This is a genomic window from Labilibaculum sp. DW002, assembly GCF_029029525.1.
Taxonomy (GTDB): Bacteria; Bacteroidota; Bacteroidia; order Bacteroidales; family Marinifilaceae; genus Paralabilibaculum; species Paralabilibaculum antarcticum.
In genome coordinates this window covers 180,437-205,778 of the sequence record NZ_JAKJSC010000005.1, presented here as the reverse complement: position 1 = coordinate 205,778, position 25,342 = coordinate 180,437, and the positions used below count along the sequence as shown (strand labels likewise).

General features: G+C 36.2%; 23 protein-coding genes and 1 riboswitch. Of the genes, 5 read left to right on the top strand and 18 right to left on the bottom strand.

The features are described from left to right. Nucleotides 1-29: 29 nt before the first annotated feature. The gene (locus L3049_RS17255) at nt 30-371 is read right to left on the bottom strand and encodes a DUF190 domain-containing protein (protein ID WP_275111070.1); all 342 of its coding nucleotides are present in this window, start codon (nt 369-371) and stop codon (nt 30-32) included. Then, the gene (locus L3049_RS17250; RefSeq protein WP_275111069.1) at nt 368-1,672 is read right to left on the bottom strand and encodes a voltage-gated chloride channel family protein; all 1,305 of its coding nucleotides are present in this window, start codon (nt 1,670-1,672) and stop codon (nt 368-370) included. The genes L3049_RS17255 and L3049_RS17250 overlap by 4 nt, the downstream gene beginning before the upstream one ends. 357 nt (nt 1,673-2,029) lie before the next feature. Between L3049_RS17250 and mazG the strand changes: the two genes are divergently transcribed. After that, the gene (mazG, locus tag L3049_RS17245; protein ID WP_275111068.1) at nt 2,030-2,806 is read left to right on the top strand and encodes a nucleoside triphosphate pyrophosphohydrolase; all 777 of its coding nucleotides are present in this window, start codon (nt 2,030-2,032) and stop codon (nt 2,804-2,806) included. 219 nt (nt 2,807-3,025) lie between these two features. Further along, on the top strand, nt 3,026-4,318 hold the full coding sequence (locus L3049_RS17240) for a glycosyltransferase family 4 protein (protein WP_275111067.1): 1,293 nt from the start codon (nt 3,026-3,028) through the stop codon (nt 4,316-4,318). On the opposite strand, the gene L3049_RS17235 is transcribed toward L3049_RS17240, so the two are convergent. The 11 genes from L3049_RS17235 to cobA all read right to left on the bottom strand — a co-directional run bounded on the left by L3049_RS17235 (nt 4,315) and on the right by cobA (nt 16,010). Next, nucleotides 4,315-5,109 (bottom strand): energy-coupling factor ABC transporter ATP-binding protein, encoded by a 795-nt coding sequence (locus tag L3049_RS17235; protein WP_275111066.1) that lies wholly within the window; start codon nt 5,107-5,109, stop codon nt 4,315-4,317. The two genes, L3049_RS17240 and L3049_RS17235, sit on opposite strands and share 4 nt — an antisense overlap. A 4-nt stretch (nt 5,110-5,113) precedes the next feature. Continuing rightward, complete coding sequence (locus tag L3049_RS17230) at nt 5,114-5,830, bottom strand: CbiQ family ECF transporter T component (protein ID WP_275111065.1); 717 nt, start codon at nt 5,828-5,830, stop codon at nt 5,114-5,116. Between the two features lie 250 nt (nt 5,831-6,080). Next, nucleotides 6,081-6,377, bottom strand: a complete 297-nt coding sequence (locus L3049_RS17225) for an energy-coupling factor ABC transporter substrate-binding protein (protein WP_275111064.1) — start codon at nt 6,375-6,377, stop codon at nt 6,081-6,083. Nucleotides 6,378-6,380: 3 nt separating this feature from the next. Next, nucleotides 6,381-7,109 carry an energy-coupling factor ABC transporter permease gene (locus L3049_RS17220; RefSeq protein ID WP_275111063.1) on the bottom strand — a complete coding sequence of 243 codons (729 nt, stop codon included), beginning with the start codon at nt 7,107-7,109 and terminating at the stop codon, nt 6,381-6,383. Between the two features lie 3 nt (nt 7,110-7,112). Beyond that, on the bottom strand, nt 7,113-8,933 hold the full coding sequence (gene cbiD / locus L3049_RS17215) for a cobalt-precorrin-5B (C(1))-methyltransferase CbiD (RefSeq protein WP_275111062.1): 1,821 nt from the start codon (nt 8,931-8,933) through the stop codon (nt 7,113-7,115). Nucleotides 8,934-9,033: 100 nt separating this feature from the next. Then, a complete protein-coding gene (cobM, locus tag L3049_RS17210; protein WP_275111061.1) occupies nt 9,034-10,863 on the bottom strand; it encodes a precorrin-4 C(11)-methyltransferase in 1,830 nt (609 codons plus the stop codon). A gap of 164 nt (nt 10,864-11,027) precedes the next feature. Next, nucleotides 11,028-12,233 (bottom strand): precorrin-6y C5,15-methyltransferase (decarboxylating) subunit CbiE, encoded by a 1,206-nt coding sequence (gene cbiE / locus L3049_RS17205; RefSeq protein ID WP_275111060.1) that lies wholly within the window; start codon nt 12,231-12,233, stop codon nt 11,028-11,030. Then, a complete protein-coding gene (cobJ, locus tag L3049_RS17200; protein ID WP_275111059.1) occupies nt 12,226-13,629 on the bottom strand; it encodes a precorrin-3B C(17)-methyltransferase in 1,404 nt (467 codons plus the stop codon). The genes cbiE and cobJ overlap by 8 nt, the downstream gene beginning before the upstream one ends. Before the next feature lie 6 nt (nt 13,630-13,635). Then, nucleotides 13,636-14,340, bottom strand: a complete 705-nt coding sequence (gene cobI, locus L3049_RS17195; protein ID WP_275111058.1) for a precorrin-2 C(20)-methyltransferase — start codon at nt 14,338-14,340, stop codon at nt 13,636-13,638. Between the two features lie 24 nt (nt 14,341-14,364). Further along, a complete protein-coding gene (locus tag L3049_RS17190) occupies nt 14,365-15,231 on the bottom strand; it encodes a sirohydrochlorin chelatase (RefSeq protein ID WP_275111057.1) in 867 nt (288 codons plus the stop codon). 2 nt (nt 15,232-15,233) lie between these two features. Then, nucleotides 15,234-16,010 carry a uroporphyrinogen-III C-methyltransferase gene (gene cobA / locus L3049_RS17185; protein WP_275111056.1) on the bottom strand — a complete coding sequence of 259 codons (777 nt, stop codon included), beginning with the start codon at nt 16,008-16,010 and terminating at the stop codon, nt 15,234-15,236. A 352-nt stretch (nt 16,011-16,362) separates the two neighbouring features. Further along, nucleotides 16,363-16,563, bottom strand: a riboswitch (cobalamin riboswitch). A gap of 248 nt (nt 16,564-16,811) precedes the next feature. Between cobA and L3049_RS17180 the strand changes: the two genes are divergently transcribed. Further along, on the top strand, nt 16,812-17,384 hold the full coding sequence (locus L3049_RS17180; RefSeq protein ID WP_275111055.1) for a hypothetical protein: 573 nt from the start codon (nt 16,812-16,814) through the stop codon (nt 17,382-17,384). Between the two features lie 43 nt (nt 17,385-17,427). Here L3049_RS17180 and L3049_RS17175 read toward each other — a convergent pair whose 3' ends face one another. From L3049_RS17175 to L3049_RS17165, 3 genes are all read right to left on the bottom strand, one after another. Beyond that, a complete protein-coding gene (locus L3049_RS17175) occupies nt 17,428-19,071 on the bottom strand; it encodes an AMP-binding protein (protein WP_275111054.1) in 1,644 nt (547 codons plus the stop codon). 256 nt (nt 19,072-19,327) lie between these two features. Next, entirely contained in the window at nt 19,328-21,307 is a 1,980-nt protein-coding gene (locus L3049_RS17170) for a tetratricopeptide repeat-containing sensor histidine kinase (RefSeq protein ID WP_275111053.1), read from the bottom strand. Between the two features lie 98 nt (nt 21,308-21,405). Continuing rightward, a complete protein-coding gene (locus L3049_RS17165; RefSeq protein ID WP_275111052.1) occupies nt 21,406-21,621 on the bottom strand; it encodes a DUF5808 domain-containing protein in 216 nt (71 codons plus the stop codon). Between the two features lie 177 nt (nt 21,622-21,798). Between L3049_RS17165 and rarD the strand changes: the two genes are divergently transcribed. Further along, on the top strand, nt 21,799-22,689 hold the full coding sequence (gene rarD, locus L3049_RS17160) for an EamA family transporter RarD (RefSeq protein ID WP_275111051.1): 891 nt from the start codon (nt 21,799-21,801) through the stop codon (nt 22,687-22,689). 13 nt (nt 22,690-22,702) lie between these two features. On the opposite strand, the gene L3049_RS17155 is transcribed toward rarD, so the two are convergent. Continuing rightward, the gene (locus L3049_RS17155) at nt 22,703-24,109 is read right to left on the bottom strand and encodes a sensor histidine kinase (protein WP_275111050.1); all 1,407 of its coding nucleotides are present in this window, start codon (nt 24,107-24,109) and stop codon (nt 22,703-22,705) included. Between the two features lie 86 nt (nt 24,110-24,195). Between L3049_RS17155 and L3049_RS17150 the strand changes: the two genes are divergently transcribed. After that, the gene (locus L3049_RS17150; protein ID WP_275111049.1) at nt 24,196-24,495 is read left to right on the top strand and encodes a cupin domain-containing protein; all 300 of its coding nucleotides are present in this window, start codon (nt 24,196-24,198) and stop codon (nt 24,493-24,495) included. 65 nt (nt 24,496-24,560) lie between these two features. Here the strand turns inward: L3049_RS17150 and L3049_RS17145 are convergent, their stop codons facing one another. Beyond that, nucleotides 24,561-25,331, bottom strand: a complete 771-nt coding sequence (locus tag L3049_RS17145; protein ID WP_275111048.1) for a transporter — start codon at nt 25,329-25,331, stop codon at nt 24,561-24,563. Between the last annotated feature and the right edge of the window lie 11 nt (nt 25,332-25,342).

Genomic DNA, 25,342 nt, shown 5'->3' with positions numbered 1-25,342 from the left:
AGCATTGTGTTATTTATACAAGCCCTCAATCAGAGCAGCACAATTTCGTTTTTCACCATCACTAGTTTGGTTTCCTGAAGCAAAATTTCTTCTTTCTTCACAAAATCCATAATCCTATTTTCGGTATCGATTATTTCAATCACCTGCGGATGTCTAAAATGCATACTTTCACTTCGTCCCCACTGAATTTCAGCATGATTAAAATAGCCTTTACTTACCGTAAAATTCAAAACCTGATGCAAGTCGAAAGCCTTTGCTCTTTTGAGTAATTCCCGATCAAAACCTCCAGAATGTAGCTTCTTCCAGAAAGAATGCTCTTTTGTTTTCTGACCGTACTCAAAATAAATTCTTAACGTTACAAATTCTTTCATCCTTTACTCCTTTTATTTTTAACATCAGAAAGCTGTAATCCCTTTTCACGGCTGTATTTACTATTTTTAGGACTCCCAATAATTTGAGAAGCGTAAACACCCGAATGACCAGAAAATAAATAGGCTGTACTACAAGCCAGTGCAATAAAAACCCCTGCTTCGATACCAAACAATTCAATTCCCATTATTGTACAAGCAATAGGTGTATTTGTTGCTCCCGCAAAAACGGCTACAAATCCCATTCCTGCGAGCATACTCATGGGTAATGGAATAAACCAAACCAGCACATTTCCTAAGGTAGCTCCAATGTAAAATAGAGGTGTTACTTCCCCACCTTTAAAACCTGCTCCTAAAGTAAAAGAGGTAAACAACAGCTTTAAAATAAAATCGTAGGAGTTCAGATCAACATTAAAAGCATCTACAATTGTTGGAATACCCAAGCCAATGTATTTGGTAGTGCCCATAAAATAGATTGCAACAGCTAATATAGTACCACCAATTACTGGACGAAGTGGTGGATATTTAATCAATTTGCTAAACAAATTACTCCAAAAATGAGTCGACTTAGAAAACAACATGGCAACCAGTCCAAAAATAATACCTGCCAACAATGCCCATAATAGATTTACGGGATTCATTTCGGCAACAGATGTAATATGGTAATGGGTATGGGAAATATTCCAAATTTCACAAAAATAGTTTGAGAATACTGCTGCTAAAAAACTTGGAATTATGGCTTCCAAGCGAATTCGTCCTAAAACCATTACCTCTAGTGCAAAAATACCTCCCGCTAGTGGCGTTCCAAAAACAGAAGCAAATCCAGCGCTAACACCCGCAATCAATACTATCTTCCTGTCACTTTTTGAGAGATTAAATATTTTTGTAAAACGATCTGCAATTGCACCACCTATTTGAACAGCAGTACCCTCTCGCCCTGCAGAACCGCCAAAGAAATGTGTAAGAATAGTTCCAAACAACACCAAAGGAGCCATTCGAAAAGGAATAATCTTTTTAGGAGAATGAAACTCTTCCAGCAATAAATTATTCCCTTTTACTACGCTATTGCCATACAAATGATAAGATAAGCCAATTACAAATCCACCAATAGGAAGTAAAGCAATGATCCATAAATTTGACTCTCTCCAATTGGTTACCCACTCTAAACTCGAAAGAAAAAAAGCAGAAACACTGCCTACTATAGCTCCTAATAACAAACAAATAAAAACCCATTTTACGAGGTAAAGTAAAGATGGAATCTGTTCAATAGAAAAAAGGGCTTTTTTAATTTTATTGATATTCATAAGATCTTCAAAAAGAATTCTAAACGAGTACAAAACCTCAAATCAAACCGATCGGTTCCAAGTGGAACAAGTCTTTGCACAAAACAAGTTGCAAATTTAAATTAAAAAGCCAGATTTAATCAGGAAATGTTAAAAGCTTTTGGATGTAAAAGCAAGTTTCATAGCACATTAAAAATCAGAAAATGTATTGAAAAGTGTATAGAATAAATTAAATGGGAATTTCGTAGCGCAAAAGTGAACCACATGAAGCCTTGTGTAAAATTCTGAGCTTAGCAATTTATTTAGCCTCGAAATAAAGCTCGAAACTCCCAATTTCTTTTGTAAATTTGATCTTCGTTTAGATAAAACACAAAACAAATGGATAGAAAACTAAAAGCTTTTGAAGAGCTGCTACATATAATGGATGAATTGCGTTTGAAATGCCCCTGGGATAAGAAACAAACGCTTGAAAGTTTACGGACACTTACAATTGAGGAAACCTATGAGTTGGCTGATGCCATCTTGAAGGATGATAAAGAAGAGATAAAGAAAGAGTTGGGCGATTTGCTTTTGCATATCGTATTTTATGCGAAAATAGGTTCCGAAACCAAGGATTTCAATATTGCCGATGTTTGTAAAGGGATTAGTGAAAAACTAATCTACCGTCACCCACATATTTTTTCTGATGTTCAGGTTACTAATGCACGTGAAGTAGAGGAAAACTGGGAGCAGTTAAAATTGAAAGAAAAAGGAGGGAAGGGTACTGTTCTGGAAGGTGTTCCACAGTCTTTGCCAGCTATGGTGAAAGCGAACCGTATTCAGGATAAGGTAAGAGGTGTTGGTTTTGATTGGGAAGAAAAAGAGCAGGTTTGGGATAAGGTGAAGGAGGAAATTTCGGAACTTGAAAATGAAATTAAAGCAGGAAATCAAGATAAAATTGAACAAGAATTTGGTGATTTGTTTTTTTCGTTAATTAATACAGCACGTTTGTATGGTGTAAATCCAGAGAACGCACTTGAAAGAACGAATCAGAAATTTACCAAGCGTTTCAACTATTTGGAAAGCCAAACCATGGGATTGGGACGCAATTTAAAAGAAATGAGCTTAGAAGAGATGGATGTGATTTGGGAAGAAGCCAAACAGTTCGATAAGTAAAGGAAAAGATCCAAGTTTCAAGTAAAAAAGGAGAAAGGGACAAGTAAAAAGTCACAACACGCTTTTTCAAACCTGTCAGTGTCCAAAAAACCAAAGGCTGTAAGCCCTATATCAACAAATTTAAAGTGTCTGGAGTTAATTACTTTAGACACTTTTTACATTGAGTACTTTAAACTTTATTTTTTAACTTTAAGCATTAGTCACTTTCAACTTTTCTTTATGAACATTCTTCAGATTATACCGGGTTCTGGTGGTAGCTTCTATTGTGGTAATTGCTTGCGCGATGATAAATTTCACCTAGCAATGAAAAAGCAAGGACATGATGTGACCAAAATCCCCATGTACCTCCCTTTATTTTCTGATGAGCATGACCTAAACGATATGCCTGTTTTTTATGGTGCCATTAGCATTTACTTAAAACAGTTGTATCCTATTTTTCGAAATGCACCAGCTTGGGTCGATCGCCTACTAAATTCACGGCCAATGTTAAAATTGGCTGCAAGTATGGCTGGTTCAACCAGTGCAAAAGGTCTGGAAGAAATGACCGTCTCAATGCTAATGGGTGATGAAGGAGCTCAAAAAGAAGAACTGAACCGAATGGTGAGTTGGATGGCGGAATACCTAAAGCCAGATGTGATTCACTTATCTAATGCCCTTCTTTTGGGATTGGCTCCAAAATTAAGAGAAGAATTTCCGAATGCCACTCTCGTTTGCTCTTTACAGGATGAAGATGTTTGGGTAGATGCTATGAAAGATTCTTTCCGAGATAAAATTTGGGCTCTTATGAGTACCAAATCGGAATACATTGATGGCTTTATTGGTGTGAGCAATTTCTATTCGAAAGTATCCATCGATAAAATGAAGATTAGCAAAGAAAAGGTATTTACGAACCATTTGGGTGTTGATCCGGATGAGTACAAATGCACCCAGCCAAATAAGAAGGCACGAAACATTGGCTACATCTCACGAATGTGCGAGGCAAATGGTTTCGACATAATGGTTGATGCCTTTATCGAACTCAAAAAAGATGCTGATTTTAGTGATGTTAAATTGATTTTAACTGGAGGCTCAACGGGCGATGACAAGCCTATTTTGAAGCAAATGAGGCTAAAACTAAAAGAGGCAAATTTACTAGAACAAGTTGAATTCCATGAAGATTTTGATGGAGATGGAAGACACGATTTTTTCAGAAAAGTACGTATGATTTCAGTGCCTGTGCGAAACGGAGAAGCTTTTGGCTTGTACTTATTGGAAAGTATGGCTTCTGGTGTTCCTGTTGTGCAACCAAAGCTTGGTGCCTTTCCGGAGATTATTGAAAAATCAAAAGGCGGTATCATCTACAAAGAAAATACACCTGAAGAATTAGCCAAAGCTTTAAAAGCTCTTCTTAGCAATGAAGATCAATTGCTAGAACTTTCTTCTAATGCGAAAAATGGTGTCGAAAAAGAATTCAACATCTACAAACAAGCGGATAATTTAATTGACATCTACCATCAACTAAAGAAGAATTAAACTTCTTGTAATAAAGCTTTTATTGATCGAGAATAAGAATCAATTCCCATTTTTTCTGCCAATTGCACAACCAAAGGTAATTCCATTCCAATTTCCTGCATCAATGTTTTGTTGCACATGGTTTTCTCTGGAGAATCTGCAGCAATAATTCTCCCCTCTTTCATCAATACAACCTTATCCGCCCATTCAAAAGCAAAATCAGGATTGTGCGTTGAAATCAGCACGGTCTTGCCTTGCTGGTTCAAATCATCAATAATATCATTCATAATCTGCTTGTGGCGATTATCCAACCAGGCAAATGGCTCATCAAACAAAATAATTTCCGGTTCCATAGCAAGCACTCCAGCTACAGCAACCTGTTTCTTTTGTCCGTAACTCAATTGATGTGGTGCTTTATCTTTCAAGTCCTGAATTCCCAACAAATTCAAATTTTTCTCTACTCTAGCGTCAATCTCCTTTTTATTCAATCCTAAATTAAAGGGTCCAAAAGCAATATCCTCGTACACACTAGCAGCAAACAACTGCACATCAGGATCCTGAAACACATAACCAATTTTTCGGGCCATTTGTTTGCGTTCCTTATTCGTAAACTTAAATCGAGCCTCATCCAAAATGAACTCTCCCTTCTGAGGCTTATGAATTCCATTTATCACCAAAAATAGAGAAGACTTCCCTGCTCCATTCTCACCCAGAAAAGCCACTTTACTTCCCGATTCTATAGTCAATGAAACATCTTCTAGACCTTTTGTTCCTTCCGGATATGTGTATTGTATGTTTTTAAGTTGAATCATAAAATCAAATAGAAGTGACAAAGTGTATAACGATTAATAAAATTCCCAATAAGATTAATAAAAGCACTTGTTTTAGTCTTATCGGCATATTTTGTTCATTAAAGTAGAACTCACCATCGTATCCTCGAGATTGAAGTGCCTCCAAACTTCTGTTCGAAAACAAAAGACTCTTAATAAACACCGAAGAAAATAACATCCCAATCGATAAAACCGACTTCTTTCGATTCACATATCCAAGTCGGTTGCGTTGCGATATATGAACCTGGTTGGTGAATGAAAATAAAAGTGATATGTAACGATACGTCAGGACAAACAACTCGCGCAAAATAAGCGGAATCCGCAATCTCCTACCGATATCATTAATTTCTGATAAGGAACAAGATAAAATTAAGTAATTAAGAGCCATAACTGCGGCCATTGCTTTCATAAACAAGGAAAGTGCTTTGTTTAATCCAGCTTCCTCCAAACCAATGCATAAGTCCATTGTGTCGAAACAAAACAAACTACTTTCAGGATCGGCGTGCAAAGAAAAAGCAATGGAAATACTACCTAAAACAATAAAACCAAATGGCAAAGCAAGCAGACGAATCAATTTTAGAAAACCAAGACCATGCGCAAAAAAGCCAAGAGAAATAAACAGAATAAGAAACAAGTGTAAATAAGAATTCCCCGAAAGCAAAGCAGCATTTAGAAGCACCATAAAAAGGGCAAATTTCTCCATGCTATGCAATCCGAAAATGGATTTCTTTATTACGTATCGTTCGCTTATAAACACCTACTATAATTATAAATTAATAATGAGTAATTAATAATACAATCACCCCTTCGCCTATCGGCACTTACCCTTAAAAGGGGAAGATTTTAAAATTTAGCATATTTAGAAATGATTAAACATCTCTTTTTTCTTTCTCCCTATTCAGGAGATCCCGAAAGCTTTCGAGAGGCGAAAGCCAGAGGGGTGTTCTAGAAAATCATTTTGAAATCGTTGCTCGCCGCCCTTTGTAATACCCAATCACGTAGCAAATTACGCCAGCACCAATTGCTGCTTGCAATGCAAAAAGCAAGCTTTCAATTTCTGATCCCGGTGGTTCCCATATGCTCGAAAACCAAGGTTCATAATCGGGATTTGCTTGCGTAATGTACTCTTCAGCATGACCATCGGAGCCACCAAATTCAGATTCACCTACATAGGCAAAAACCCCGATAACAATTGCAATTATTGCTAGCAACAAAAAAATATTTTGATTTTTCTGAATGTATTTCTTCATACCCTAGGATTTAGATGTTTGGAAGTTAAATTTCAACCCGTCCCAATTCGGTATTGTTTTAATTAAGATATTCATAACCAAAACAGTTACTAAACCTTCTACAATGGCAATCGGAATCTGCGTTAAGCTAAAAATAGAAGCAAACTTCACAAATGCACCTGCAAAACCTGTGTGTGTATCAGGATGCGCCAAAGCGAGCTGAATTGCGGTAACCGTATAGGTTGCTAAATCGCCTAAACTAGCAGCTAAAAAGATAGATACAGATCGATTACACTTTAATTTGGCACACAATTTATAAATTCCGAAAGTTACCAAAGGACCTGCCAAAGCCATCGAAAAAGCATTGGCGCCTAAAGTTGTAATACCTCCATGTGCCAATAGTAAAACCTGAAAAATCAGCACCAAAACACCCAAAACACTCATGGCAATTGGTCCAAAAAGCAAGGTTCCCAAACCGACTCCAGTCGGATGCGAACTACTGCCTGTTACCGATGGCAATTTTAGTGCCGACAAAACAAATGCAAAAGCCGCTGCCAATGCAAACAACATTTTCAATTCTGGATGTTTTTTCACTTTCTTTTGAATCACCTTAACACCCCAAACAAAAAATGGCAGGTAAACAACAGTCCAGAAAATAGACCATGCAGCAGGCAGATAACCTTCCATGATGTGCATACTAAATCCCTGAAAAGGAACTAAAAATGCCAGTAAAACAAATAGCTTTTTTCCCATTTTCTATATTATTTCTCCCTTATTACTAATTAACAAAAGTTCAAACTCGTAGCCTTTCAATACTTGTTGGCAAACTTGAATGCATTTCTTTTTTATCTGTTCAAAAAATGCTTCTTCTTCCGAGAATGCGAATATTTCCTCCAGTTCACGCCCCATTTTTATCTTCCCAACCTGTTCTATTATATCCTCAGGATAATTACACTCCTTGGCGATTCCCTTCAAAAACTCATGATCTAAAACCACCTTTTTACTGTGTGTATCCAAACTGCCCGCAGCCAATTTCACGGCCTTCCCGGTCATGATTCCCATGCTTACTTTGTGCACTCCAGAACCATTAATGGTATTCATCATCTCTCCAATGAAGTTGCCATATTGCAGAAATGCCAAATTATCTAAGTCTGGAAATTTATTCTTCAAATAACGCTCGCTTCTGCCTCCCGAATTCACAACAATGTGTTTGTTATCATTAGCAACGGCCATATCAACTTCTTTGCGAATACTCTGCATGTAAGCATCCAAAGAGTAAGGTTTTATTCGCCCAGTCGTTCCAATAATTGAAATACCATCTATTATCCCCAACTTTGGATTAAAGGTTTTCGCCCCCAACTTTTTGCCAACGGGAACAAAAACAGAAACATCAACACCTCTTGTCAATTCATGATCTGCCATAAGCTGTTCCAATTCAAAGGCAATCGTTTTTCGCGGAACTGGGTTAATCGCAGGCTCTCCAATAGGAATTCCCAAACCTTTTAAAGTAACGGTTCCAACGCCTTCACCTTTCACAAATCGAATGCAATGCTCATCATTCCATTTTAAACTCACCCCAATTTCTGTTCCATCGGTAACATCCGGATCGTCTCCTGAATTTTTCACCACTGAACAAAGGGCAAAGCCGTCTCCTAATTTATTTTGGTGCAACTGCATTTCGCAAATGCCACCATCCGCTAACACAACACTTTCTGTTTGCTGCAATTCCTCTCCCAGCAATAATTTCATTGCCGCTTTCGCGGATATTGTGGCACAAGTTCCACTTGTAAAGCCTGGAGCCAGTTCCTTTCTTTCCAATTGAAACTTCCGCTTCAAATACTTCTGCAGCATCTCTCGATTGGTAATCGTTTCATCGTATTCAGGTAGTTCTGGTCTCGCAATCACATACAATGGAATTTGATGCTTTACTGCCAAGTCCATTTTCTGATCCAATAGACCCGAATAGCCGCTTTCCTTGGTAATCATTGCTTCAATACCTTCATCAAGCAACAAATCTTCAATGGATTCCATTCCTTCGAAAGCTGCAGAAACAATCAGTTTTTCAATTTTTACTCCTGCTTCCTTAGCTATTTCCAAGGAAGAAGGAAAATCCAATATTCGATACCAAATACTAGCCTCTGGCATTGTTTTGTGGATAACAGGAAGAGATTTAACACCAACTAACGAAACTATCTTTTGGCAAGCTTCAGTCTGTATATCAGTCAATATAGCAGCAAGGCTGTGATGATATCTCACATACTCACTCTCAATTCTTGGCACTCCATCTCGTTCTATTCTAATTACCGGTAAACTCACTTGATTTGCCGCAGTTGAGATGCTATGATGCAGAACCTCCGCAAAAGGATGTGCTGCATCAATCACCAAATCAATTTTATTTTCAAGGCAAAAAGTGCATATTTCTTCTACATTCATCGCACCACAAATTCGCTGACCAAATTTGGATTCGTAATTTCCAGAACTCGTTTTTGTCGAGTAGAAATGTGAAATTTCCAAATCATCTAGCCAGTTAGAAGTTGCTTTCCCCTCTGTCGTTCCCCCAAATAGAAGTACCTTCATTGCACTTATTTTATCTCATTCGTTACGTAACGAACATTTATTTTACTTTTCACACAGAAACTTGCTCTGTCTTATTTATTCAATTAATAATTATTCATTACTAATTCTCAATTCCTTTTCGGCATCCGTGTGTAAACTTCGGATGATACAAAAGAGATCTGTTTTTACGATTTCCGATCGCTTCTCCAACAACAATCATCACTGTTAATGACAGTTTATTTTCCTTTACTATTTTTACAAGATCTTTCAACTCTCCTCTCCAAATCTTCTCCTCTTTCCATGTCAACTTGTGGCAAATTGCAACTGGAGTAGTTTCAGGATATCCAACCAATAAATCTTTCTGAAGTTTTTCCACCAAAGTCACACTCAAAAACAAGCAAATGGTAGATTGGAATTTGGCAAATTCTGAAAGTTGTTCTCTTGGAGGCATTGGTGTTCTTCCCTCTCCACGAGTAAGAATTATAGACTGAACTTTTTCTGGTATTGTAAATTGCGACTTTAATCTCGCTGCAGCAGCCTGAAAAGATGAAATTCCTGGTACGATTTCATAATCCATTTCATGCTGATCGAAGAAATTCATTTGTTCCTGAATTGCACCGTAAATACAAGGATCACCTGTATGCAAACGCACCACCAAACCACCTCGATCGTAATGCTCTTTCATTACATCGAATTGCTCTTCCAAGGTTAAATCTGCTGAGTTGCGAATCACACATGAAGTTTTGCCGTAATCAGTCAACTCTCTTGGAACCAAACTACCAGCATATAATATTAAATCTGCTCTTTTTAGTAAGCTTTTACCTCTTACTGAAACTAAATCGGGTGCTCCCGGGCCTGCTCCAACGATAAAGATTTCCCCTTTTCGTTCTTGCTCAGAATCCATTGCCAATGCCAATGTAAAATGCTTTCCATTTGCATCAACATGTTTGCTTTTGGTTTGCAATAATCTTTTCGATCCACTCGCAAGCAATGCAGATGCCTCAGATACATTAACGGCTCCTACCTCACGATGCGCAGCTTCAGAATAGGATACCTGATCCTCTTTCTCATTTAACTCTTCAGCTGTATAAGTAAGAAAAGAAATATTTTTAGTCTCGCTAAACAGCTTATAAGCCTCCTCATTAACTTTTACATCAATGCTATTGATATTTTTTAGTGATGCAAATGCCAAATAATTACTCGTAAAAGATGCTTTCAATTCACTTTCAAATGCGTCTGCATCAATACCCTTTTGTGCACCAGTTCCAACAACAACACACTTGGAACGGAAGAATAAGCTAGGAATACTTGTTTCATATATACCTGGCGTTACAGCTATTAACAAATCAAAATCCTCTTGTTTGATCTGATCAAATTCGTAGAAAACATCAACGAAATCAGGACATGACTCCTGCAAAATTTGAGTCCCCTCATTTTTTACATCCAGCAACAAAGCTGTTTTCTTCTGATTTACAAAAGCTGAAATTAAATCATTCTCCGTGGTATTCTGATACTCATTTGTCCAATCGAATTTATTTCCAAATATATCTAAAGGCCATAATTCCAATGTATCACTAGCGGTTGTTATAATTGCTGTACCATTGGTTATTTTTGCAATTTGTTTCGCGTATTCATTCGCTCCGCCTTTGTGTCCAGACACTACCGACTGAATGTATTTTCCATGCAAATCCATGTTAATTACAGCAGGATCTTTCGCCTTATCTTGTAAATGCGGAGCAATACTTCGAACACAAATGCCCATAGCACCAATAAAAATTAGCAAATCAGTTACCTGAAAGTTTTCGTTCAAAAATTCAGGTAAAGAAGAAATCTTATTGGTTCCCGGATAACCTGCTACTGAAACAATAGAGCTTCCTTCCATTTTAGAGGCAATCCTTTCGGCCGTTGCCATGGCAAAACTATTGTTGATAATGATGAATATATTGCTCATTTTATTTATCTTTTTACCACAAAAGATACACTAAGGTGTTCACGAAGACACACAAAGTATTTACTCCTTTTATAGCTTTCAATTCTTATAACTATTTTCCTATTAAACCACAGGTTAACTATTACAACACCAAATAAAACCTTTGTGTTACTTTGTGTTGTACTTTATTTTTCTTCGTGGTTAAACTTCTTTTTTGCCTGAAAAATCACGATTGGATTGAACTCATCTTGTTGAATACTCATCTGATCGATGATTTCCATTTGAAGTTCAGTAACAGCATTCAAAAAAGCCTTCTTCGTACCTTCACTAACCGTATTGAAAACAATGATTCCATCCTCTTCTAATACTTCATGTAAACGGTGCATCATTTCATTCAACATACCACCATGACCTCCAATAAAGATTCGATCTGGTCTCTCAATTGTCGATAAGTCGATATTGAAAAAATCATTGTGAATTCCCTCTATGCCTGGAACACAAAACTTTCGTTGATTTACTTTTAAAAGCTCTTTAGATTCTTCTCTCCTTTCGAAGGCTGTAACTTTCAAATGGGGAGCAAATTGTTTGGCTTCGATCGATACGGAACCCGTACAGTAACCAACATCCCAAAGATGTTTCGCATTCTGCAATTCCAGAAATGAGATCGAGTTCAAACGAATGCTTCGCTTGGTAATCATCTTTGGTCTACCTTCCAAAATGTGAAAATCGGCCTCATGAATTCCTAAAGTTCGCTTGATCTCCTTCTGCTGAACTAAAATCAGACAATTGGGATGTGCAAAATCCTTTTGAACAACCTCTTCCAGACTTATTTCTGTGCAATATTGCTCTTCACCACCCAATTTCGATCCTACAATCATCTTGTAATTGTCAAAACCAGCTTCCAACATTCTTTGGGCGATTGTAGAAGGAGTTTTCTTCTTATCGGTTAAAACGCCAATGCATTTCTTACCGCGAATCAACTCCTGATCCAAGTTTACCCAATCTCTTCCCGTTAAGGTGCAAATGGTCATCTCACCATAAGCCAATTGAAATTCATGAGCCAACAATTGCAGACTGTTGAAATAAGAGTACACCTTCATTTTGGCATCTGGGAAACGACGTTTTATCGTATTGCCAATTCCAAAAAACAAAGGATCTCCAGAGGCAATCACTACAATTGGCTCTTCAATCTTTTCATATGCATGAAAAGTACCTTCCAATGGAACAACAAGGTCAATCCATTCAGCATTTTCTGGTAAGTATGAAGCCACCAAATCTCTATGACGCTTTCCTCCCGAAAAATAACGTTGACTACTCAACACTTCTTTCACCTCGGCAGAAAGGCTCACTTCCATTCGATCTGGTATGCCTATGATGTAAAAATTAAACATCTCTCCCTGGTTTTAAATCGTAAGCATCTTCTATACTAAGAATTGCATTTACAATGGTTGCAGCCAATGTTGAACCACCTTTTCTGCCTTCAATAATAACCGCAGGCAATTCGGTAAAGCTCTTCACTCTGTGTTTCGATTCCTTTACATTTACGAATCCAACAGGTGCAGCAATAATTCCTGCAGGCTGAATATTTTTGCTTCGCATCAATTCTGTTAGTTCGATTAAAGCGGTCGGTGCATTTCCAAATACATACAAGGCATCAGGATGCTCTTCAACGGCTAAACGAATTCCGGCTTGTGTACGTGTAATGCCATGCTTTTCTGACAATTCCATTGTACGAGGATCGTGCAAATAGCATTTGATCTCAACGCCCATTCGCTCGCAAGCTTTCTTTCGGATTCCTGACTGAACCATTGTTACATCAGTAATGATTACACCACCTTTTTGAAGGTATTCATTCAGTTTTGGAGCCGCATTGTTCTGTACTTTTAGGATCTTAGCCAATTCAAAATCAGCAGATGTATGAATACAGTGTAACATCATCCATTTTGTTTCCAATGGCAAATCCATTCCTTTCAATTCAGCAGCAATGGTTCGGAAGCTTTCCTGCATAATCAATGGACCAGGTCTTCCATTTTGTTCCTCTTTGCTATAATATCCGCGTGGCGTGATAAAACGATCTCCTGAAATGTAAGACTGTGAATTACCGATAATTACAATTGAAAACATGTCAACCATTTCGGGATCAAAATCACGTAAGTTTGTTAAGGTAATTTGTTCTTCAGAGCGAGCTACCTGACGTACAATAGCAACCGGAGTGGTCTCTTCTCGTCCTTCTAAAAACAGTTCTTTTAAACGATACAACTGCCAATATCTCTTCTTGCTTTTCGGATTGTAAATGGCTGTAACAAAATCACCCATTACTGCAGCTTTAATACGCTTTTCGATTAGGGTATAGCTGGTTAATAAATCCGATAAGGACAGAATGACCAAATCGTGACTTAAAGGAGCGCCTAATTTTGCCGCTGCTGCTTGAAATGCCGAAATACCTGGTACAACTTTTAGCTCAACCTTCGATTCTGTTTTTTCTGCCATTTCGAAAACAAGCGATGCCATTCCATAAATTCCAGCATCTCCAGAACTAATTACCACAACATCTTTTCCTTGTTCTGCAAATTCGAATGCTTTTTCAGCTCTCTCCACTTCCTGACGCATTCCAGTATCCATGCATTCAGTTCCTTCTTTCAGAAATGATTCTATGAACTGAAAGTAGTATTTGTATCCGATCACAATATCGGCTTCTCTGATTGCATCAATTGCAGGATTCAAAAACATCTCAGGACTTCCTGGCCCTAAGCCTGCAACAGTTATCTTCCCTAATATATTTGGCATGATTTTTTATTTATTTCCGTAAAATATGATAATGGCGAAATATGGAATTTTTCGATCCTTCAAATTGTCCATATCGGTGCAGGTAAACTGCTTTTCTGTTCCTAAGTATTCCCCATAAAAGAACTGTAGTTTACTTTCTGCAATAAAGTCCTTGATCCAATCTCGAACTTTAGAAATTTTCATTAAAACAACCGTTTGATTTTGCTCCAAAAGAGATTTCAACTCTTCCTTATTTTCCAAATCAGGCGCAACCAAAAGCTTGTCGTTTTGAGTTACCAAAGGCAATCTCCCAGCCGATCCTCCTAGTATGAAAGCAGGAACTCCAGGAATCATATCAAAATCGATACTGTTAGCTTTAAAATCATCTAACAAGTAAGCAAATGTGCTAAAGAAAGAGATGTCGCCTTCGCTAACAACTGCAACCTGCTTTCCTTCTTTCACATCTTGCTGTACCTTTAAAAACAGGTCTGCATATGCTTTTTCTGCATGCGATCGATCTTTGCTCATCGGCACCGTAATCGGTACAAATTTGCACTCCTCAACATCCAGTTGTTTCAAAATCACCAAAGAGAAACTATCCTGATTTCCTTTCGATGTTTGCGTTGCCGGATAATATATTTTCTCCGCTTTCTTAAGACAATTCAAGGCTTTAACTGTAATCAATTCCGGATCTCCGGGACCTAAAGCCACTCCAAACACTTTTCCGCTCATATCTAACTATTCTCTCTGTTCTTATTAATGATGGTGATGTCCATGATCATGACTATGTCCGTGGCAATGATCGTGATCGTGATGGTGGTGATGTGGCTCAACTCCAGTTAAATCTGTCGATGCAATCAAATCTACTTTACCATCTAAGACCTCTTGCAACCTTGTATTTAAGATCTCAAACAAACCATCTGTATCACCTAATAAGGGTGCAATTGCAATGTTCTTATCCGGATTTTCCTTCACAAAAACATCCATTGTTTCATATGCTCTATCCATGTAAACACCAGGGAAAAACACGAAAGGCAGCATTACAATATTTTTAAAAGGCAAAACTTTCATCCATTCCAATACCGAAGGCAAAGCAGGATAAGTCATGCTACTCGTATAGGCATTAATTGAAAAAGGATACTTTTGTTTCTCCTGAATCAAACGGGTCATTTTTGCCAAATCACCATTTGCTTCGGCTTTTGAAGCTCCAATACCTAATCCCAGAAATGCTGTTTCCTCAACATTCCAGTTTTTGTCTTTTAGTGTCTCCTCAAGAAGCTTTACACTATAATCAACCATTTCATGGCAAGTTCCAATGTAATTTGCTAGCTGAATTTTCACATCATATTTTTCCTGAAAGCTATTTAGAGCATAAGGAATGTCTCTTTGAATGTGAACACCAGTAAATAGAAATACCGGTACAGCTATAATCTCCTTAACTCCTTTCTCAAGCAAGCGCTTCACGCCAGTTTCAAAATTAGGTTCCGAAAGTTCTAAAAAGCCAAGTTCCACCTCATAATCGGTAGTTTGAGCAGCATATTTCATTGCAAATTCCTGAAAAGCTTTTGCTCCTCTTTCTTTACGGGTACCGTGCCCACAGATTAAAATTCCTTTTTTGCTCATAACTATTCTATTTCTGATTCAGCCATTTGATTGATTAGTGGTGATAATTGTTCCGAGTAAGCCACAACCTCACCAACAATAAATATTGCTGGTGGTTTAAAATTGTGTTCCTCCATCATTTGAACAATCGTCCCAAGTGTTCCCTTAAGAACTTCCTGTTCTGGTAATGTTCCCCAACGAATCATGGCTACTGGAGTTTCTGGGTTTTTCCCACAGGCCATCAAGTTTCTTACAATTCTTGGGGCTTGTGTTACGCCCATATAAAACACAAGAGTATCAATTCCTGTTGCGATTTTGTCCCAATAAATCTCCGTTTTGTGATTTGCACATTGGTGACCAGTAAAGAAAGCCACTGATGAAGCTACATTTCGCAATGTAACCGGAATACCTGCGGCTCCTGGAACAGCTACTCCAGCAGTGATTCCAGGAATTACCTCAAACTCAATATCGTGTTCTTTCAAGCCTAAAATCTCTTCTGCACCTCGCCCAAAAACAAATGGATCTCCGCCTTTCAATCGAGCAATCTTTTTCCCTGCCAATCCATACTCAATCAACATTTTATTAATATCTTCCTGTGGGTAAGTATGTTGTCGGTTCTTTTTTCCAACATAAACAATCTCACAACCCTCTTTACAATAGTCTAGCAATTGCTTATTTACCAAATAGTCATAGAGTACCACTTCAGCATTTTCAATAGCTCGAATAGCTTTTAGTGTAATTAATTCCGGATCACCTGGTCCAGCTCCAACGATACTTACTTTTCCTCTTTCACGCATCATATTATCTCGAATTTCAAGCTTGCAAACGGAGGTTTGCCTTAAATTTGGGGTATATCAATTCTTACCTGTTGAAATCAACAAGTAGAATTATTGGATTCTAATTTTTTGAATTGCTTTCCGAAACAAGACTATGTTTTCACAATAATTGCTTGCGTCAACTTGTTTGTCGAAATTATTTTTATTGGTAAACCAGCACAATTTATTGGAATACAAAATGAGCGGAGCGCTCTTTGTTCCTGGTTTATTTTTGCAAAGTTGGCTCTTTTTGTAAGAACCAAAAACAGCATGCCCCGCAGGCATGAATACATCATATCTCATCATAATCTCACTTTTAGTCCCGAAAGTATCGATTAAACATATTTGTTATTAGGCAGGTCTTCTGACTTTCTCCCTCTTGTTGCGCCTTCCCATATCTTCCATAAGATACAGTGGCATTGTGCAACAGAGTTTGGTATAGAGATTACAGCTGCGGGTACAGTTCCGGATTCAAACCGGATTCCCTCTTTAATAGATGATCAAGAGATCTACTATTGCCAAATCACGTAACAAATGTATCAATTTAAATTTAAGATCCGCACGAGCTATCCTATATGGAATCCTTCCACAAAAACCATCAAACCAATACAACCTGAATATCAAACAATTAAAAATAACAACATCAAGTACATCTGTCTAAAAACATAAATAAAACTTCCATAACATCTAATCACAAGCGCAAACAAGTAAACCATATAAAAATTCTATAAAATTTCTACCTCAACATAATAATCTCTATATTTATAAAAACTAAAGCCTAAAATCATGAGTAAAGTAAGATTGGAAATTGATGGAATACGGATCTATCGCCCTAAAAGAAGTTGGAAATTATACTTTGTAATCATCGCTGACCATCCTACCGAAAATGATAAAATGATGGTCACTACCATTCCTCAGGAACCATTCAAATTGAGTAAGCGTCACGACAACGAATACTTTTTTGATACGGACCAATCTGGATCCGAAGGATTGTATATTTTGAGTAGGGAAATGCCAGAAGATCGAGAATTAAACGTGCATATCTATCTACGACATACAAGAAAAGCACAAAGAGATTTAGGCGAAATATTGAAAGAAATTGAAACAGGGATCGCTGGCGACGCTTTTGGCATTGTTACAGATCTTGTTGGCGCTGCAACAGTTCCTTGGTTGGTTATTTCCAAAAAGGCTGTCTCATTAGTTGGTAAGATTTTAAAAGACATTCCAGATCGAGATTTTGGTTTTATCAGTGCTTTTGAACGCTTTGGGCCAGAATTCGAAAAACAAACCGAAATTGATCGTGAAAAAGAATTTACTGGAGATGCGTCTTTAATTTACAGTTGGTCTCTGGATGAATAAGAAGACATAAAAAAAGGCTGATGAAAATCAGCCTTTTGTTTATCTAATAGTATAGAAAGCGTTTGATTTTATGAGTTGCAGTTTTTTGAAAAGGATCAACCTGAGCAATGACCATTTGCACTTGTGAGAACTTATTTACTCTGGAATTAACGTATTCGTGAAGCTCCTGCATTAAATCATCAATTTGCTGATCCACATAGTTTTCAACATCTTTCCTAATTGTTTTATATTGTTGCTCCAGTTCTTCATAATTAAAATGAACCATGGCAACTAGTTTTCCTTTTTTCTCAACTACAACTGATTCTACCACATGCTTGAAGTTGTTAATAACAGATTCAATTTCTTCAGGGTAGATATTTTCACCACTAGCACCAACAATCATATTCTTTAATCGACTTTCGATATAGAGATAATTGTTTTTATCCATTTTTGCTAAGTCTCCTGTCTTAAACCAGCCATCTTCAGTTAAAACCTCTTTCGTTTTTTCTGGATCTTTATAATAGCCTAGCATTACATTATCCCCTTTAGCCCATATTTCTCCCACCTGAGTAACAGGATCGGGATTATTAATTTTCAATTCTACTCCAATTAATGCAGGACCAGTTGATTGAAATTTAGTAATAGCTGGACCACTTCCTGCTATCAATGGAGCTGTTTCAGTTAAGCCGTAACCAATAGCATAAGGGAACTTTGCTTCTCTTAGGAATAATTCAACCTGATCGTTTAATTTAGCACCACCAATACCAAAGAAAGTTAATTCACCACCAAAGGTTTCCATCAGCTTTTTCCCTGCAATTGCATTTAATTTTCTACGGAAAAATGGAATTTTGTACAAATATCTGGTTAATGCTTTTCCATTGATGTTAGGTAGTATTTTTCCTTTGTATATCTTTTCAATAATCAGAGGAACAGAGAACATAACAGTTGGTTTAACCTCTTTTAATGCTGATATCAATAGAGAAGGTACCGGCGTTTTTCCAAGATAATAGATACATGAACCAGCCAACATTGGAATCACAAAACCTAAGGTGTTTTCGTAGGTATGAGAAAGCGGTAAAATAGAAAGGAAACGATCTGTTTCATTAATTGGATGAAGGTTTCTGGCACTCGTGGCATTGGAGCAAATATTCTTATGCGAGAGCATCACACCTTTAGAACTTCCTGTAGTTCCGGATGTATAAATGATCGCGGCCATATCATCTTCATTAATATGATAGTCTGTGGTAGATTTTTCTGCCAAGTCAAACTTAGGTGATGATTCCACTGAATTTATCAGTGAAAAATCCTCAATGCTAATTTTAGACTCTAAACTTTCAACATTGATATTATCTAATTTGGAAGACAAAGCTTTCGAGACAAAAATAAGTTTAGCTTCAGAATGTTGTAATATATTTTCAATTTCGAACTCGGTAAAATCCGGAAGAATAGGAACAACCACTGCTCCCATAAAGGTAGTTGCATAATATGCGACTCCCCAATTGGGCATATTTGTACTAAGAATAGCTATTCTATCTCCGGGCTTAATACCTAATTTCTCGTAAAATACAATTAAAGATTGAATATGTGAATTTACCTCGTTATAAGTAAAAGGTGTTTGCCCTACAAGGGCCATTGCGTTACAGGTTCCGAATTTCTCTACAGTTTCCGAAAAAAGAGCAGGAAATGTTAAGCTTTTATACTGTTTCATCATGGTTTGGTTTAATCGTTGCAAGCAGATTTTAAGGTTGAATTAAGCTGTTGCTACTTTCGCAAGTTAAAAAAAAAAGAACATTAGGTGATCTTTTTATGATATTTGCGTCTTTTCATTTCTATAAAACAAAGCTATGCGAATCACACTACACATTCATAAACAACAAGTTACATGCCGTAGTGCATCAAGACAGAATGAAAAAAAATCAGGCAAACAAATCAAGAAAAAATTCTTTTTTAAGCCTTAAAAGCCTTTATTTCTCCTCCTTTTCAGTAATGAAAGGAATTTCTATTTCAAACAAACTACCCTTTCCCAATTCACTCTCCACCCGTATTTTTCCATTATGAATACGTATTAACTCAGCACAAATACTTAAACCCAAACCTGTCCCTTGCTCATTACGTAAACCTGGAGTACTTATCATTTGCTCTTCCTCATTAAATAAATTACTAAGTACTTCATTGGACATTCCTGTTCCATTATCTCGAACCCTAATTTGTATCACATCATTTAGCTTGCTGGCTTCAACATGAATCACTCCATTTTCATTAGTGTATTTAATAGCGTTCGAAATTAAATTCATCAAAACCGTTCTTATAATATCCGGATCAATAATAATCTCTTCTTTTACTAATGTGATAAAGTCAATCGTAATTCCATATCTATGTCTTTCTTGCTCAAAAAATTCATTTAAATCAGAATAGACATCCTCCAATTTCAAAGCAGAAGGAGAAAAGGTAATCTTTCCAGATTGAGATCTTGACCAATCCAGTAGAGAGGTTAGCAATTTCATCCCTTCGTGAGATGCTTGATTCAAATACCCAGAGAATCTCTTTATATTATCCAAATCTCCCCTTTCAACCTCCTCTTTCAACAGTTCACTAAAACCAATGAGGGAATTAAATGGATTTTTTAAATCATGTGAAATAACAGAGAATAATTTATCCTTTGTCCTATTTATCTCGGACAATTGTCTGTTTAGCTTTTTATGAGATTGATATTGCCAATAAAACACCACAGCGATAACAAGCAGAAGTAACAAAATAACTAGTAAATACAATTCCTTAATTTTTCCATTTTCCAACTCCTGCTCTGTATTCGAAAGGGTTTGCTGAATGGTAAAACCATTTTGCATCTCGTTGATGATCTCGAACTGTTGTAATGAAAATATAGAGTCATATTGATGATAGTATCTATTATAACACTCCAGAGCCTTGGTAAAATCCCTTAAAATTTGATAGAATTTGGCATAAGCCTGTTGAACTTCCAAAATCTTCACATTCAATCCTAAAGCTTGAGCTAATTCTTGTGCTTTGAATAATGCAGCTTCTCCATCAACCTTATTATTCTTTTGTGCATAGACTAAGGCTAAACCAATGTAATTATCAATTTGACCATACTTGTAATTTCTATTTTTATTTAGCCTTAAAGCTTTATCATAATATTCAAATGCTTTATCGTATTTATTCCGGTAATAATAAATACCAGCCATACCATCCACGCAAAAAGCCGCATATCTTACACTTGTTAATCCTATTGTTTTATTATATGATTTTTGATAATAACTCATTGCCACATCATAATTTCCCTGAGCATCGTATGTACGTGCCATTTCAAGTAAAACAGAACCAACACCGTATTCGTCCCCCAAATCTCGCCAAGCATCTTTTGCTAATTCAAAATAATATATCGACAAATCAAACTCTTTATTTGCACGACATGCCAAGCCCATATTTGCGTAAGAATATGATTTTCCTGCAGAATGATTTAATTTTTCAAATAATTCTAATGATTGCTTCGAATATTTCAAAGACAAAGGAGTATTCCCAGTCAATAAATACAAATCCCCTAAGTTATTATATGCATAAGCTAATTGAACACTGTCTTTTTGCTCAAAACTATATTCCATAGCATGATGCAAATAGGGAGTAGATTCTTTTATATCATGTAAATAGTGCAAATACACAACACCAACATATCCATTAAGCCTTGGAAACTCCTCTCTTACGTTATGCTGTACAGCCAAATCTATTGCCTGTTTGCCTAAAAGTAAAGCAGAATCAGGATTACTATTTCTATACTCCCAACATTGATCAGCTAAAAGTTTAATTTTTTTTGACACCTCAATGTCAGAGAATAATTCGTTTATTGTTTTACCACCAGATTGTCCATAGGAAGGAAGTGTCGCACATAAAAGAAAAAAAATAGTTAAGGTTCGACGCGTTAAGCTCATACAAAATAGCTATAAGAATACAATTGCCTAAAAATAGCAATATTTTTAAGCTTATCGTTTTATAAGCATATTATTAATATCAAAAAAAGTTTCTTGATTTATAAAAATAACTGATAACAAACTATAATCAGTACAATTGCAATTACCATAACATAGGTATATGGACTAGCAAAATTAAAGGTCCATCCCATCATTGGATTGTATTTTGGGACTATTAATCGAGGATCTTTACGATTGCTGTAAAACGGTCCATGCCAATTACCCAGATCCCTACTCATAGTATCTAACAACTGCTGATCAAATTTCTTTTTCATAACAATGAATTAAATAATTACAAATACATTTTAAGGGTTCTAAATGCTTTTAGAGCTTATTTATAAAGGTAATTAATATTTAATTTCCTTGAAAAAAAATAAGATATAATGTTGCATAGAAATGTTTTACACGTTCATTTTTAATTACATTTGCCAACTCAATAAAAGCAGATTTCCATGGAAAATACCAAGAATACCACAATGGGTTATATTTATGCCCTTCAAGCTTTTTTTGCATGGGGTATCCTTCCGATTTTTTGGAAATTATTATCTAATGTTTCTGCTCTGGAAATTCTTGCTCATCGCATTTTCTGGTCATTTGTATTTCTTCTTTTGCTTTTATTATTTACCAAACAAAAGAATGTTCTCAGTTTATTAAAGCAGAAAAAAACGCGCATAAGTCTAATTATTTCATCCCTTCTTATAGGATTGAACTGGGGCTTGTTTATCTATGCGGTAAATACCAATCAAATTGTTGAAGCTAGTCTTGGGTATTATATCAACCCAATCGTGAACGTTCTACTCGGAGTCCTGGTTTTGAACGAAAAATTGGACAAATTAAAGCGATCTGCTCTGATTATTGCATCTGTAGCGGTTATTTACTTAACCATTGACTTCGGTGAATTTCCTTGGATCGCGATAGTATTAGCTTGTACCTTTGGCCTCTATGGTTTAGTTAAAAAAACTGCTGGTTTAGAAGCAATTCCTGCTTTGACCATAGAAACACTATTACTAAGCCCTGTGGCTGCAATCTTTATTGGATATAAACTTTGGATGGGAACAGGAGCATTATTTTCGGTAACTCTAGCAACCGATTCGTATCTAATGTTAGCAGGTATTGTTACCACTTTGCCTCTTTACTGGTTTGCAAAAGGAGCTCAAAGAATCCCTTTATCCGCATTAGGGTTTATGCAATACATTGGCCCTAGCTTAATGCTTTTAATTGGTGTTATCATTTACGGAGAAGTTTTTAGATACGAACAAGTCATTGCCTTCGGCTTAATTTGGTTTGCTCTTGTTTTGTATTCAATTTCAATGTTTCGGAACACGAAATCGAAACTTAAATAAAGACAAGATTACTTTAAATCGGTAGTTCAAGAATAAATTTACTTCCAGTACCAAAAGTACTGTTAACTCTAATTGTTGCTCCAATTTTACCTGACAACAATTTAACAATATACAAGCCAAGACCACTCGATTCTTCTTCATTAGTTGGTCTTGTACTCAGCTTAGAAAACTTTTTAAATAGCAATGGTAATTCTTCCTTAGGTATTCCACTACCCTCATCTGCAAAACAGATCTCAATTCGATTATCTAATTGAATTAATTCCAAACTCACATTACACTTTAAAGGACTATATTTAATGGAATTAGAAAGTAGATTATCAATAATTCTATTGAGTTCATTAACACCTGTGATCGCCCATAATTCAGTATAGATATGGTTTTGATTAATGCTTATTTCCTTCTTTTCGGCCAAAGGAGAAAAGCTCTCCACTTTTTGATTCAACAATTTCACCAAATCTATTTTATCCTTTTGTACGCTTTTACGATCACTTTCAACCATATTCATTTCAAGCACATCAGAAATTAAAGTTTCCGCAGATTTAACTTGCGATTTAATTAAGTCAAAATAGGTTTCCTGTTCCTGATTTAAATCTGCCGAATGCTTTATTAATCGTATGACACTTGAAATTCCACCAATAGGATTTTTTAAATCATGTGCTAGAATTCCCAACAGAGCACTTTTTTCCTCAGCGAGCTCTTCCAACCTTTCATTTTGAATACCCAAGACTTTATTCTTATCCCTAACCTCCTCATTTACTAAAGTCAATTGATTGTTTTGAATCTCTATTTTAAACTGATAGGTTCTTACTTGTCTCCTAATAATAAAAAAAGCGAATATTGAAATAATGGCCGCAAAACTTAAACCAACCCATAAAATAGGAAGTGATTTTTCTTTGGACTCTTGCTTTATTACATTGGCATCTTGATGAACCATTAATTTATAACCTGAATAGGCATGATTAATAGCTACAACAATATCAGAATAACCAACCTCCTCATATTCATAATATCCAGTAAATGGTTTCATCGAAAAAAAATCCTTAAAACTGTACTTTTCATCTTTTTCTGCAGAATAAAAAGATGCTTCGCTAATTCGTACTTTTTTAGATGGTTTTAATCCAGGTGCAGCTAATAAGGCTCCTGTTGAATCCATCATGCATAAGAAACCATTATTAGGCATTTTAAGAACGTCAGAAGTTTCCTGAACCATCTGAATAAAAGCCAATTTATCATTTTTATCAATATTAGCTTTGTCGAGCATCCCGAGCACTGTCTCTCCAATCGTTAAATTATCCTTTAATGCCTGATTTTTAAGATTATTATAAATAATATTCTCTACCCAGACAGAATAGGCAATAAAACCAACGAATAAAACCGTTAAAATGCTAAGAGATAAAATATATTGAAAACGTTTCTTCATACGGTCGTAAATTAATTCCAACGAAACCAAATCGTTATAATTGTCATTTTTTCTTTTCTTTGAATAATATCCTAAATAACAATAATATGTTACAAAAAGCAATATCCGATAAAATTTCGGTTTCAGCCATTCAAAAAGAACAAATTTATTCTAATAATTCCTTTGAGAGCCTTATCGTCTCTGTTGAAAAAGGAATGATTGTTCCTGAACAACCAGCGCCTGCAAATGCTGTACTTTATGTTATTTTTGGTAAAATGCAATTTGAAATTGATGGTCGAACCTCCATTGTTGAATCTGATGACTTATTTACCTTTTCGAAAGGGCAAATGCATGGTTTAAAAGCCATTTTAGATTCTAAATTCCTGATTTCAAGAACCATTGAATAAAAAAAAGCTTGATTAGTTTAAAACTAATCAAGCTTTTTTCCTGAATTGATGTAGTGAATACCATCTTATGGCATTCGAATTGATAAGCCTAAGCTAATAAAAAAATCTGGAGAAACCTTACTTAATCCTACTCCAGTAGAAAAATCAAGTTGAATATCTTCATTTACAGCATAGGTTAAACCACCATCCCAACGATGATCATTTTTCCCCTCACTTGGAAGAAACCCATACAGTTCAGCAAAGGCTCCAATTTTTTCAGAAAGGTTCATTCCAATCACTGCGGTATAAATCCCTACAGCAGAATCATCTCCTTCTACTCCACTCCACTGTACACCTAAATTAGCTCCAAAGGACATCGCTTCATTTAGTGTATATTCGCCATTTAAACGGAAATCAGCACCTAAATTTTTATTTTCGAATACTTCAGCTCCTGTTTTTGGAATCGATAAAGTAGTTAAAAAAGCCAATTGAGGTAAACCATCCGCTTCTTCTCTTAAAAAGAACTTAGCTCCTACTGAAATTGGACCAAAACCGTTCTCATCAAAATCCATTCCATCAAATGATTGTGAAACGCCAAGGTACTCCAATCCCATTCGTAATTCAACTCTTTCAAATAAACCATAACGCAACAATGTTGAATTATAGCTTGTATTATTGGTGTATGAATCATATCGCTCAAAAGAAAACCCTGTTTCCAGTTGAAATCCACGGAGCGGTACTACAGATGCTGACTCTGTTTGGTCTGGACGATCTGTTACCATTTCAGTTTTTTCCTGAGCTTTCAAAAAGCCTGAAAAAAGTAAAGCAATGGCTATATATGTTATTTTTTTTCTCATTTTAAGATTTT